Source organism: Paenimyroides baculatum (assembly GCF_008629655.1).
Classification (GTDB): Bacteria; Bacteroidota; Bacteroidia; order Flavobacteriales; family Flavobacteriaceae; genus Flavobacterium; species Flavobacterium baculatum.
Map to the genome: position 1 here is coordinate 207681 of NZ_VWSG01000004.1, position 13786 is coordinate 221466.

General features: G+C 34.2%; 8 protein-coding genes. 6 read left to right on the forward strand and 2 right to left on the reverse strand.

The window, feature by feature from the left end; genetic code table 11:
- Window positions 1-13 precede the first annotated feature (13 nt).
- Window positions 14-2992, reverse strand: coding sequence for a SusC/RagA family TonB-linked outer membrane protein (locus tag F0460_RS07425; RefSeq protein ID WP_150011792.1), 2979 nt, complete (start codon window positions 2990-2992; stop codon window positions 14-16).
- Between the two features lie 3022 nt (window positions 2993-6014).
- Between F0460_RS07425 and F0460_RS07430 the strand changes: the two genes are divergently transcribed.
- The 6 genes from F0460_RS07430 to F0460_RS07455 all read left to right on the forward strand — a co-directional run bounded on the left by F0460_RS07430 (window position 6015) and on the right by F0460_RS07455 (window position 12180).
- Window positions 6015-6524: a hypothetical protein gene (locus F0460_RS07430; protein WP_150011794.1), complete on the forward strand. Its 510-nt coding sequence runs from the start codon at window positions 6015-6017 to the stop codon at window positions 6522-6524.
- Window positions 6525-6551: 27 nt separating this feature from the next.
- Complete coding sequence (locus F0460_RS07435; protein WP_150011796.1) at window positions 6552-7481, forward strand: hypothetical protein; 930 nt, start codon at window positions 6552-6554, stop codon at window positions 7479-7481.
- Window positions 7482-7961 carry a hypothetical protein gene (locus F0460_RS07440; RefSeq protein ID WP_150011798.1) on the forward strand — a complete coding sequence of 160 codons (480 nt, stop codon included), beginning with the start codon at window positions 7482-7484 and terminating at the stop codon, window positions 7959-7961.
- On the forward strand, window positions 7948-10002 hold the full coding sequence (locus F0460_RS07445) for an AAA family ATPase (RefSeq protein ID WP_150011800.1): 2055 nt from the start codon (window positions 7948-7950) through the stop codon (window positions 10000-10002). The genes F0460_RS07440 and F0460_RS07445 overlap by 14 nt, the downstream gene beginning before the upstream one ends.
- A 351-nt stretch (window positions 10003-10353) precedes the next feature.
- Window positions 10354-11166, forward strand: a complete 813-nt coding sequence (locus F0460_RS07450; protein WP_150011802.1) for a hypothetical protein — start codon at window positions 10354-10356, stop codon at window positions 11164-11166.
- Between the two features lie 165 nt (window positions 11167-11331).
- Window positions 11332-12180, forward strand: a complete 849-nt coding sequence (locus F0460_RS07455) for a hypothetical protein (RefSeq protein WP_150011804.1) — start codon at window positions 11332-11334, stop codon at window positions 12178-12180.
- 353 nt (window positions 12181-12533) lie between these two features.
- On the opposite strand, the gene F0460_RS07460 is transcribed toward F0460_RS07455, so the two are convergent.
- The gene (locus F0460_RS07460; protein ID WP_150011806.1) at window positions 12534-13784 is read right to left on the reverse strand and encodes a hypothetical protein; all 1251 of its coding nucleotides are present in this window, start codon (window positions 13782-13784) and stop codon (window positions 12534-12536) included.
- Window positions 13785-13786: the final 2 nt, after the last annotated feature.

Below are 13786 nucleotides of genomic sequence, written 5' to 3' on the forward strand. Positions count from 1 at the left end.
GTATATTAAAAAGTTAATAGTTAAGAATAAAACCTGCAGACCACACCCTTAAAGGCGGCAATGAGGTAATTCCCTGACTTTCGGGATCGAGCCCTTTGTAATTTGTCCACGTAAAAACATTCTGTCCGGAGATGTAGATGCGGCCTGAAAGTTTTGAAGCAAATACCCTGGGAATACTGTAAGCAAGCGTAACATTTTTCAGACGAATGAACGAAGCATCGGTAAAAGCCTGCTGACTTTGAGCATACCTGCTGTAGGCAGCATTGAAGTCATTATTATACCCCGCCGAAGGCTGCTGTGCCGAAACACTTAAGGCATCTGCCGGCTGATTGGTAAACGTACCCGGCATACCGAAGCCCAGTGCAGCATTTGCACCCTGCTGTTTTACCGCATGAAACAACAGATCAAGCGACCAGTTCCGGTACGATGCCTCAGAACCGATACCTGCCGAATAGCGCGGTGTAAGATCAACGATCCTCTTTTTATCGTCGGCTGCATTCCAGACACCGTCACCATTTACATCACGAAAGGTATATGCTCCGGAAACCGGGTCGGTTCCCGTATAGTCGTACACATAAATCATGGAAGTAGGCTGCCCTATGGTGTACATATTTTTATAGGTAGAGGCATCCAGTCCGGGAAATTCCAATAGTTTGTTGCGGTTACTGCTCCAGTTACCAAAAAGACTCCAATTCCAGTCATTACCAGACAATACCCGGTATTTAAACTCGAACTCCCAACCGGTATTTTCTACCTCTGCCGGCAGATTTGCCAATACCGAAGCAAAGCCCGTAGTTCCCGGCAGCGGTACCCCCACAAGCTGGTTACCTGAAACATTTCTGTAATAAGCAGCAGACAGGCTCACGCGGTTGTTAAAAAGTGACAATTCCATTGCTGCCTCCATTTTACGGTTTGTTTCCCAACTAAAATCGGGATTGTAAAGACGTGCCGGTGCCAGCCCTCCGCCTTCATAAACACCACCAGAGTACTGATAGGTGTCCAGATACTGGTAATCGCCGATGCGGTCGCTACCCGTTGTTCCGTAGCTTGCGCGCAGCTTTCCAAAACTTAACCAGCTGCTGTCTTCGAATATCTTTTCCCTGCTAAACAGCCATGCAGCCCCCACCGCACCAAAATTACCCCAGCGCTTGTTCGGACCAAAACGACTGGAACCATCGCGACGTCCGGTTATATTTACTATAAACCTGTCATCGTACATATAATTTAAACGTGTAAAAACAGCCTGATAAGCATATTCGTTTGCCATATTGGTCATAAGCCGCAGTGTTTTGGCTGCCAGAAAGTTCTGTATCTGCGCATCAGAACCAAAGTTAGAGGCACGCCACACCTGCTTTGCATTACTTTGTTTTAAAAAAGTAGTTCCTACCAGAGCCGTTACCTTATGCCTGCCGAACTGTTCGTGAAAGTGCAGCTGAGGTTCCAGGTTCCATACACTTGCTTTGGTGATGCCCTGCATACTGCTGGAGTTGGCACTTGTAAGTCCCATTGCCGGATTGTAAATGGTATGCGGAATAATTTTCCATTCGTCACCATTCATTTCGTTGTAACCCGCAACGGCCTTGAATGTAAGGCTGCGTGTTAACTTACCTTCCAGATTCCAGGCGGTAAGCCACTGTACATTTTTTGCATTATAGGTCTGGTTTGTCCAGCGAAGGGGATTGTTCCATGTTCCGTTTTCCCAGTTGAGACTTCCATCGGGATTGTACAAGGCAGGTGCATTTGGAGCTAATGTAAGGGCATCCCTTGTTAAATCTACACCCAACAATCGGTTATCACTTTCTCCCCTTACAAACTGGGTACTTATGTTCCATTTTTCATCGTCCGTAATATGGCTGAACTGTGCCAGTATATTTTTCCGTTTGTTTCCGTAATCTCCAGGAAACACCGTACCATCCTTTGCAGTACTTGCCTGCACCATAAAACTGTTTCTCTTATCGCCTCCGCGCACACTTGCAGAAACCTGCTGGCTTACCGCCTTTCCTCCTATCAGCTGTTGCTGCCAGTCGGTATAACGATTCGCATCCCATGTTCCGTTCATATCATAAGCATTTGCAGGATATTCCGCAATCTTATCGTTTGCAAAGGCATCACGGCGCATCTGCAAATACTCGCCCGAGTTCATCAGGTTCATAAAATTTGGAACCACCCCTATGGCTGTATGACTTTGCAAAGAAAATACAGTAGGCTGGTTTGTACCTTTTTTCGTTGTAATAAGCACCACACCGTTTGCACCGCGCGAGCCGTAAATAGCAGTAGCATCGGCATCTTTCAACACTTCTATGCTTTCGATATCGTTGGGATTGATCAGCTGCAAGGGATTGTTTGCCGTAGAGCGCAGAATTTCCACAGAAAGATCTCCCGTACTGTTGGTGTCACTTAAAAAGGGTACACCGTCAACGATATACAGGGGCGCATTACCCTCGGTTCGTAAACTGTTGCGCCCCCTGATCTGTATATCGAAGCCGCCGCCGGGGGTACCGCTGCTCTGCGTAATGTTCACCCCTGCCATACGTCCCTGCATTGCGGCCAGCGGGTTGGCAACTGGTTGTTGTCCGATTTCCTTCGCAGTTATCTTTGAAATGCTTCCGGTGCGTTCTTTGTCTTTCACGCTGTAATAACCCGCGTTTATGACGACCTCATCGAGCATATCATCGTCTGCCGTTAGGGTAACGTTTAGTATACTGCCGGAGGCTTTTACGGTCTGGGTTTTGTAGCCAATGTATTCAAATACGATGACTGCATTTGGTGAGATACTTAAGGTGTAGAAGCCCTGTTCATTGGTCTGGGTACCATTATCGGTGTTTTGCTGCCACACGGTTACACCTTCTATTGGTGTACCGTCGGCAGTTTTTACCACGCCGCTTAGAACTGTTGTTTCTTGAGCGTGTAATTTGTTGCTGTTAAAGAATAGTAGTAATAGCAACACCCACATTAGGGGTACAGCAAGTGCTGCAAAAGTAATTTTTTTCATACTTTTGTGATGTTAGTTAATAATTAATTGACTTTTATCCCTTCTGCGAAGCGCCAACTTTTGTTAGAGGGGATTTTTTTAACCTGCGAGGTTTTGGAAACCTTGTAGGTTTATTTTTTAATTTGCATTTTTGATCATCATTCTGGTTTTTACAATTAAAATTGGTATTTCCATTCTTTTTCTTTTTTCTTTTGGCGCACAAAAGAAACAAAACGCCTCGGCTCCACTGCTCGTGGTCAGTTTACGTCTCGACAACTAAATCAAAAAAACTCGAACAAGTTCTCAAACAGCTTTTGATTTTACGTTGTCTTCAACTTACTGACGCTCACTCCGCCGTGAATGCCAGCTCGGAAATACGTGTCAATAGATCTATCCGCGTTGTCATGCTGCACTTGATGCAGCATCTCATCCAGTTTTTCACCTATCGATATTAACCCTCAGCTTCGGAATTTAATAAAGCCAAAGCTTAAATGGGGGCTTCTCCATATAGCCCAAAAAAAGATTTGGGTTTATGTTTTCATTATGTCCCTCTATTAATATTGTTACTCTATATTTATTCACCGCAAAATTTGCGGTTATTAAAACTATTATTCGCCGCATTTACCTTAATCCTTAAAACGCAGAGTGTTTTTCAGAGCTTCGGCACATAACTTTTTCCAGAATTTCTAACTACTTTCAATAAACTAACCTTTGTATAAATTAATACTCTATATATGATGGTTGGAATTGGTTATGTGCTTGGCTCCGACCTTAAAACAGCCACTTTTTATGTATTATGATTGGGTTTTGGCGCTAAGGTTTTATCTTTTTAATTTTTTGTTGTAATCTTGAACGGTATGTAATGGAGAGAAAGATCTCTTCGGGAATCCTTACTCTCATTTCTTTTCTTTTATCGCGTAAAAGAAACAAAACGCCTCGGCTCCACTGCTCGTGGTCAGTTTACGTTTCGACAACTAAATCAAAAAAACTCGAACAAGTTCTCAAACAACTTTTGATTTTACGTTGCCTTCAACTTACTGACGCTCACTCCGCCGTGAATGCTTCCTTTAGATTCTCTTAATTATTCTATTCAGTTATCTTTGAAAATTCTATTGTTGAACAATTCAGGATTTAGAAGCGACATTATTTTTTCAGCGAGTGTCAACTCTTTGAAGAAAAGGTATAGATCAAATACGACCGAAGGGAGCGATTATTTGATTGCCTTTCGAAAAGTTTGTTGACCGTTGAAAAAATAGAGTCTTGATTTTTTGGTTCGTTTTTGCATCAAGGCAAAATGAACAAGATCATTACTCAAAGAACAAATTGTATTTATGTTGTAAAAAGCATTTTTGCAAACGGGGTTTTCGCCGTTTGTTTTTTATTTATTATTTTTAACTGTTTTTATCTCTGAAAACGGTGTTTTTTCCTTTTTTGAATTTTCTGTTTTTTATTTCTAAATCCAAAAATTTAGAATGATTTTCTGTTTTCTATATTTTTTTCCGAAAATGTGTTTCATGCTCTATCCATACACTATCCATACAGTATCTACTTAGTATCCCCGCTTTTGAGATTTAGATTATTTTTCGGTTTAACGATTTGTCAAAATGCTTTAAAATTGATCTCTTTTTATTGTCTATTTTTTCTCAAAATCCGGATTTTGAATTATTCTGGATTTAGGAGTTAGATTATTTTTTCAATTGCAAATCTGGTTTCAATGAACTCAATTTTTCTTCTTTGAAAACACCAAAGAAGCAAAGTGCTTTTATTGCGGTCAAGCTTTTAACGGTCAAAATCTTGTTTGTTGCCTAGTCCATCGGAACGATCGCTCCGCGATCCGATGCTCCTTAACGCCAACTTCACAGTTTTGACACTCGCCCAAAGCTTAATACCGCTGGGTACATAGTCTATCTCTGTTTTCAATCAAAAATCCAATAATCCTATCAACTACAATCTAAACTGAGCATTCACAACGGAGTGAGCGTCGATTCGCTGAAAATAGCGCAAAATCAAATGTTGTTTGAAGCTTTGAAAAAGCGAGTTTATTTGATTTCGCTATTGAGGCGTTAATTGACCACGAGTAGTGGCGCTCAGGAGTTTTGTTTCTTTTACGTCCAGGCATTATTTTACAGCTTGGAAGCCGTGAACCTTACGGTTTGCGACCAAAAGAAAAAGATCTCTGAATCTGGTTTCAATGAACTTAATTTCTCTGTACTTATTAGACAAAAAGTACCAAAAGTCTTTTTTTCTTGATCTTGCCTCAGTTCAAAAACGGTTGAACTTTTCCTCGTTCACTAGCTGATCGAATTTCGCTTCGCTCCCGATCACCTTACGCTCTCATCGTCTATTCAACTATCGCTTTTTCACTAATGGCGCTTTTTGCACTTTGACTTGAAGCTGTTACCTCATCATTACCTATTAGTATCTATTTTAAAACCTTTTTGAAGCTCCTGCTTTGTACCTAATTATTTTAACATTTGATTTGGAAAATAGAAATAAAGGCAATACTTTTAGAGTTCGAGTAAAAAAGTTAAAATGCCCTATTTATATAGTGCCAAAGCAATGAGGTACTGTATATACGGCGGTGGCTTTTGTGTATAGCGGACTGTTACAGTACTACCATACGGTTAGCCTATTGCGGTATATACCTTTGGTGCAGGAGCAACAAAAAGGAAAAAGTTTAGCACCGCTTTAAGGCGGGTGGGTTATGGCGGTATGTACAAATTTCGTTCTCATAAATTAGATTTTATGTGGTTATGGAACGAGTCATTTATGAAGAAGGGGTGATTGCCTATCATCAATTAATATCGAGGTACGGCTAAGAACCTTTGACGAATATCCGATAGGGTGAACCACCCCATAAAATGCAAATATACAAAATACGAGGTAGCGACAACCCTATTGGTCTTGCGTCATCTAAAATTAGCCGTTTTCGATAACAAGACTCGAGTTTATAACTGTCGCTTAGTTAATTATATATACAAATGTAAACAATTATTTTTTACATGCAAATTCATAACTAATTAATTTAAAAAAAACATTAAAATTGAGTGAGAAAATAAGAAAAGAAAGACTTAATTCACCGCAGTACAGGGAATTGTTGGGAAAAAAACTATTGGGAAAGAGAATTGAATTAAATTATTCAAGGTTAGATATTTCTATTATGACAACAATTCCCGAAAATACAATTAATAGTATTGAAAAAGGAATTACTACCAATATTGATTACTACGTAGAGTACGGTAAAGCTGTGAAATATCCATTACAAACTTTATTAGATTTTAAAATTCCTCTAAAGCCAAAAAATGATTTACCAAAGGAAAGAAAAGAAGCAGTAAAACTTACAGCCAAAGTTAGAGAACATATAGTTAATACAGATTTTTTATCTGATGGTAAAATGGTTGCTGATATTAAAGAACAATTATTAAAATTAAAACTGATTCCAAAAGATTTAAGATCTGAAGAAATTAGTGGCGTGATGCGTAACCTGAAGGATGATGGATTGATAACAACTGGAGAAAAGGTGGGGAGAAAAGTGGTTTATTTCAAAGGTTAGGTAAGTAAGAGTATACTTTATAAAGAAATGATCAGAACTATATATGGAACTTTTGACGGAGATAAATGGGAATCCATAAGTCAAATTTGCTTCAAACAAAATTTTAGAGAAGAAGGCTATCAGGAAGTAAAAGCTACTCCGGGTGATTATGGTATAGAAGGATTTACTAGAACAGGAAAGGTCTTCCAATGTTATTGCCCAGACGAATCATATTCAAGCAATGAATTATATGAAAAGCACAGGAACAAAATTACAACTGACCTAAAGAAATTGAAAACTTATGAAAGTCAGTTAAGAAGTTTCTTAGGTGATACTAAAATAAATAAATGGTATTTTGTTACGCCAATATATGGAAAAAATGAGATAGTTGCTCATTGTACTTCAAAACGAGATGAAGTAAAATCTTGGGATCTATCGATAATTGATAATAATAATTTTGAAGTTATTTTTGAAGATATTAGTTTTTTACATCCTCATTTAAATCTTGCAATAGACTCTACAAATCAAAAAATAAATTTATCTCCTAATGAGCCGATTACTGATACTGATAAGTTGAAATGGAAAGGTAAAGAAATAACTTTAGTTGAAAATGCACAAAGAAAACATTCATTGAGGTTTGATAAAAATACACCTAACGTGGATAAACGTATTGATGATTTGACTGAAAAAACCGTAGCATCTTTCTTAGGAGGTAATATTCTTTTGAGAATGTGGCAGAATGAATATCCAACAGAGTACGAAAAGTTTTTATCGATTGTTAGCTTGGTTGAGAATGAAGTTGTGGAAAAATGTATGTTTCCAGTACAAGATAAAAATACATTATATTTTAGTTTTAAAAACTTAGTAGAAGAAAAGCTGAATGCTACTTTCCCTAAATTAGAACAACAGATGATAATGAATCTAACGAATCAAGTTTTAGCAGACTGGATTTTAAGATGCCCAATAAACTTTGAGTAGATGAGAGATTTTGAAATAAAAGATATAAAGTTTTCTAAAAAACCTATTTCAATTCCCGTTGATTATAGACCTGTTTATAAGATTGCACAAATTGTAATGATATTATCAATTACTTGTATAGGCAATAAATCCAGCTTACTGAAATTACATTTATTGAGTTGGGCACTAAAAGATGACAAAAACAAAGATGAAGTTTTAGAACTATTAAAAAGCAATTATGCTAAAGATATTGCTGTGTGGGGAATTGAACCTGCACTAAATAGGGCACTTTTGTTTTGTATCTCTGAAAATATTTGCAGTATGGAAAACGGAAAATATTTATTAACTGAAAAAGGAGTTGAATTTTTCAAGTTAATTGTTAAGGCTGAAGTTTTTGCTGAAGAGTTTGAGTTTTTAAATTTTGTAGGAAAAAGAAAAATAACAGATAATAGAATAGAATCTATTTCAAATAAATGGTCATTATTCAATGTTAAAAATTAAAAAAATAAAGTTTGAAGTTAATACTGATTCTGGTCTTTACGGTTCGGAGTATACATTTAATATTGGTTTAAATATCATTAGAGCAGATAATACTAGTGGTAAGAGTAGTCTCTTTCAAGCAATCACATATTGTCTTGGTTTTGAAGAGATAATCGGCGGCAAGAATGAAAAAACTATGCAATCTGTTTTTAGAGACCAAGTTGAATATCCAAAAGATGTCTTTCACAAAGTAGTACAGTCATTTGTTTATTTGGAAATTGAAAATAGTAAAGGTGACATTATCACGATTAAAAGAAGTGTAATAAGTAATTCTGATCGAAAAGCACAATTAGTAGATATTTACTTAGGGGAAGTAATTGGTAATACCGAAGATATTCTTCCTGAAATGAAACCAATGTATATTCACGATAAAGGCGGTGCTACAGATGAAATATATGGTTTCCATTTATTCTTAGAAAATTTCTTGAATTGGAATTTACCTAACGTTTTGACCAATTCTGGAGACTCAAGAAAATTATATATACAACAAATTGCTTCTTCTTTTATGATTGAGCAAAAATCAGGATGGTCTGACTTTTTTGCTACCATGCCACATTATGGTTTATCTAACAAAGAAGCAAGAGTTGTAGAGTTTCTTTTAAAGTTAGATGTTACCGAAAATAAAAAAAGAAAACAAAAAATTGCTTTCAACAAAAGAATTATTGAAGAAAAATGGATAACACTTAACAATCAGTTCATTAGACTTGCTGAAAAAGGAGGAGGAAGAGCTGTTGGTCTTGAACAAAAACCTGTTATAATTAATGATTATAAAGGAGTAAATATTTTATTAACAAAAGGTGAGGAGGAATATACAATCACAAATTATATAGATTTAGAAGTTGAAGAATTAAGAACTACACAAAATAAAACTGTGGGTACTGTTGGTCAAAATATTTCAGATGATGAAGTTCAACTAGAAAAAATAAATAGTTTCATTAATAATTTGTCTTTAAATTATGAATTGGTATCCACAGAACTAAACTTTGATAAAGATCGATTGCGTAGTTATAGGTTACAGTTAGATTTGTTGAAAGAAGATTTACGAAAAAATAAAGGTGCTCTAAAAGTAAAAAATCTTGGAGCCGTTTTTAACTTAAAAACTTCTAGCGAAACTTGCCCAACTTGTAATCAAGATATTAAAGATTCATTATTGCCTTTAGAAGTTGAGCAGGTTCCAATGCGCTTAGAAGACAACATTGATTTTATTGATGCTCAAATTAAAATGGTTACAGTTTATATTGAGGGTCAGGAAAAAACAATAATTGAGAAAGAAAAAAAATTAGACTTATATAGATCGCGACTATCCGAAGAAAGAGCAAAGGTAAGACAAATAAAACGAGAACTAATATCTGATGAAAGGCTACCCTCTATTAGAGATATTGAAAACAGATTAAACCTAAAAAAACGGATCGAATTTTACAATAAGTTTCTTGAAGATTTCAATTTACTAATAGAAGAATTAAAAGTATTATCCGATCATTGGAAAAAAATTGTGATTGATGAAAGTAAATTGCCTAAAAACTTTTTCTCGCTTAATGATGAGAAAAAACTTGAGTTTTTAGAAACAAGATTTAAAACTTTACTTAAAAACTTTAATTATACAAGTCAACAAAACGAATTTATTCATATTTCAAGAGATAATTATTTACCAGTGATAAGAAAACCATTTGGTGAAGAGATAAAAGACTATAGTATAAGGTTTGATTCCTCCGGAAGTGATTTTATTAGGTGTATTTGGGCTTATACATTTAGTTTGTTAGATTCATCTATCAAATTTGATGGAAATCACCCCAGACTTATTATGATGGATGAACCAAAACAACAAGATGCAGCGATCGAAAATTTCAATAGTTTTCTAAAAACAATTTCATCTTATACAGATTCTCAAATTTTAATATTTGCATCTTTCGAAAATTCTAACGAAGCTTTTAATTCTGCGACAAAAGATGTGAATTTTAATTTAGTTTATATTAAAGATAAACTGATCCGTCCTATACTCTAATTAAAGCTCTTAATACGATAGAAACATATTATTGTAATAACAATAATATGTTAAAAGCAAATAAAATAGAATTAATAAAAAAACAAATTAAAAATAGTTGTTTGTTTGGTAAAATCAATTATATATAGAACACCTCATCACATTACAGGATAAATATACCATTAGAAAAATACTCTAAATATTAATGTCTTGAACGTTATTAATTTTTTTAAAAGTCAATCCATTTTTTAAAAGTCTTTGTAGAAGACTAATTCGAAATATAGGTCTATAAGCCTTGGAAAGCTGATAGGTCAATTCTACAATCCCTACTTATAGTAATTTATTAAAAAAATAAAAGCAAAGCCGCAAGAAATGTACGAAACAAGGATTACCATTTTTATTGATATATTAGGATTTAGAAATATCATTAAACAAACTGAAAGCAATCAAACTTTACAACAAAAAATTTTTGAAGTTCTAAACTCTATGACAACAGAGAATCTTCAAAATGAAATGTTTGCAGAACTAAATTTAAAAGGAGATGGAGACGAAGAAAGAAAGAAACTAAAAGAAAGTCAAGCGTCGTTTTCAAAAACACTCTTAAGCAAATCATCAATAATTACTACGCATTTCTCTGACAGTATAGTTTTATCAATTAATCTTGAAATTGACATGTACGCAATGTCTCTTTTCGAATATATTGGAAGATTAATTTATCGTTTATGGAAAGATTTTCATATTTTAATCCGGGGAGGCGTTGCTGTTGAAGGTTTAATTCATGAAAATAATGGAGTCCTTTTTGGTCCTGCTATGGTGAAAGCTTATGATATTGAAACTAACTTAGCTAATTTTCCAAGAATAATTTTTGATGATTTAAGTCATAATATTGTTAAAAACAGTCCATTTTATCCAGCAATGAAACACTTATTTAAAGATTTTAGTGGCTCAAACAAAATTGAAATTAAAAAAGGTTTGGAGATAAATTTAGCTACCGTATTTTCTCATTTACTTAATAGTCATTTTTCATTTCATCCTCTCAAAAAACAAGAAATATTAGAAACTATTGAAAATTCAAAAATTCAACTAGCTAAATTGATTGAAGAAAATACTGCAAATGAAAGAGTTAGGTCTAAATATCAGTATCTTAAAGACGAACTTGAAAATGTAAAGTATCCAACATATTAACTTCTGCCAATTATTAAGCTTTCGCTTAGCCAGTTGAAACCTACTATGTTTCGTCTAAATCGAAGCTTTTCGCTGCGATTTCACCTCGTTAGTTCGCTACCCTCGTTTCCGTCACTTAGCCAAAACCCGAACCTTTAGACGATATAATTAAAGACATTAAACGAAATGAATACCACGAAAATAATTGAACAAATACGTCAACTAGATTTAAAAGATTTTCCTGAACAGAAAGTAAGAGAATTATTAACAAATCTGTTTTCTGAAAAAATTCCTATTGTTACAACAGATTTTAATACCCCAAAAGAAATTGAAAGAGCAGTAAATAATACAGATAACGAACCTGTTTTCAATTCTAAAAAACGTATATCTTACAAACCTGTAGAATTGAATACAGAGTTTCTAAGAGCTAGTACTCCAGGAAATACAATGTTTTATGCTTCTGTTGTACCAGAAGATGAACTTTCTCAAGATGAAATTAAATATGGACGTATAATTGGAGCATCTGAAGTCGTTGATTTATTGCGTGAAGATAAAGATGGTGAACGTCTTGTAACTTTTGGTAAATGGGAAGTTCAAAATACAATTTCTGTAATGACAATTTTTGATCCTAATAAAGATTATAATGTTAATTATATTAACAAAGTAAGAGATTTTTATAATCACCAAAATCTTTCAGCTAGTGATGTTAAAAAAAGGGATGAGGTGCTTTCATTTTTAGCAGAAGAATTTTCTAAAAAAGTTGATAAGAATGAAAATTATAAATATTTAATAAGTGCGATAGCTTCTGAACTAATAGCGAATAATTCCTCTGATGGCATTTTATATCCAAGTGTTCAAAGTAATGGTTATGGTTTATGTCTTGCACTTCATCCTAAAGTTATGGACAGATTAAAATTAATTAAGGTGCTTCAATGTAAAATCATAAAAGAAAATCAGAACATAACACTTTTGAATTTAAATGCTTGTAAAGTTGAAAACAATTCAGAAAATTTTGAATTAAAAAGTATACAATAACGTCTCCTAACATTGGGACTGTTCACAACTACAATTTTTAAAACAGACATATAAAATATTATAAAGAACAACCTCTTTTGAAGCGATTTTAGAGAAGTTTATTTTTATCAAATAAGTAATAAATATCTACGACTTGAAATCAAAAACTTATTAAAAAACTTATTAAAAAAGTAGTTAAATAATAATTAGTATAATCACTAAAAAACAATCGACCTAAATTTTTAAATACATAAGCCTAACTTTTTAATTGTTAGGCTTATGTGTTTACATCGCAAGTTTGCAATATTTACAAATCGCTCTATAGTATTCAAAAACTTGCTAGCACATACTGAACTACAATATTTGTTATATCGCTATCTAACGTTACCATACAAAATAATATCAGATATAATATATCGTAATTTATCCTTAAGATCAAACGGAATTTGCAATTCTTCCGCCTTATTACACATCTCTAGAAGTTTGGAAAAATTGGTGATATCATTATCTATTCTTCTATTAAAAATATCAGAAAGTTCTTTGATAGTTGAATAAGGACTTCTAGGACTTTTGATCTTAGCTTGAATCTTTACTCGCAATTCGTCTGGATTTTTTATAGTTTTTACTTCCATCAACTCCTTTATGAACTTGTCACTGGTATTAAGAACATTATCCATGCTTTTCAATATGGACGCAACATTTTCTGGTTTTGTTGTATGAGAAATATTTACCCTATTACTTTCAAAAGGATTTTGTTTTGGAAAAAGATAAAAACCGTCTTTATTAGTTTTGCCGACATTGATAATGTTTAAAAAATTTAAAGATCCTTGACCTAAATCATTCGTTGCAACTTTAACAGCAGTTGAAACTTTGCCGAACTCGCCTGCCGCCTTCTTAAATTTTTCTGCAACAATTACTTCAAGTTTAGACTCATTGATATGGGCAGATGTAATTTTATATTCCACGCCCTTATTTTTTTTCATAAAATCATGAAATATAAGCATCGAAGCAACAAACGTAAAATCGACTCCATATTCATAATACTTATCGATCGAAGTAATACCGCGCAAGTAGGTAATGCCGTCGCTCTCTACTAGCCTATAGCTTCTGTGCTTGTTATAATTATCTGACCTTGTTGCCAAATCTTTAAAATACTGAATGTTCTGACGTGCCAAATCAGACAATCCCTTTTTAAATAGATTGTTGGCGTATTTCGTCATTACATACTCATCTAGATAAGTATTTTTAGAATCATACCTTGCAACCGTTTTTAAATTTTGGTGCACTTCATCAATCACGACATATTCATCAAAATGGAATACGATTTCTTTTTCTTTCTTCCCGTCACTGATAATGTCTTCTTCAAAAACATTGATATCTTTAATTTGAGCACGAATAAGACTACGCTTATACTTATCACTGAAATGCTTAACACGCTTATAGACCGTGTCTACAAAATCGATATTTATATATTCGTCTTTGATTTTATCAATATCAAAAACCTTAGACATTTCATTTTGATAGGGATGATTTTGCATCAATTCCCATAACTTTTCAACCTTTAACTTACCTGTACTCTCTTCAGGGGTAAGCTGTACTGCTTTCTGTACAAATCTTTCTTCCATAA

Excerpts from the sequence above, each read along its gene's own strand:
- F0460_RS07455 (WP_150011804.1), top strand. The coding sequence starts at position 11,332 with ATGAATACCACGAAAATAATTGAACAAATACGTCAACTAGATTTAAAA.
- F0460_RS07435 (WP_150011796.1), top strand. The coding sequence starts at position 6,552 with ATGATCAGAACTATATATGGAACTTTTGACGGAGATAAATGGGAATCC.
- F0460_RS07425 (WP_150011792.1), bottom strand. The coding sequence starts at position 2,992 with ATGAAAAAAATTACTTTTGCAGCACTTGCTGTACCCCTAATGTGGGTG.
- F0460_RS07440 (WP_150011798.1), top strand. The coding sequence starts at position 7,482 with ATGAGAGATTTTGAAATAAAAGATATAAAGTTTTCTAAAAAACCTATT.
- F0460_RS07460 (WP_150011806.1), bottom strand. The coding sequence starts at position 13,784 with ATGGAAGAAAGATTTGTACAGAAAGCAGTACAGCTTACCCCTGAAGAG.
- F0460_RS07445 (WP_150011800.1), top strand. The coding sequence starts at position 7,948 with ATGTTAAAAATTAAAAAAATAAAGTTTGAAGTTAATACTGATTCTGGT.
- F0460_RS07450 (WP_150011802.1), top strand. The coding sequence starts at position 10,354 with ATGTACGAAACAAGGATTACCATTTTTATTGATATATTAGGATTTAGA.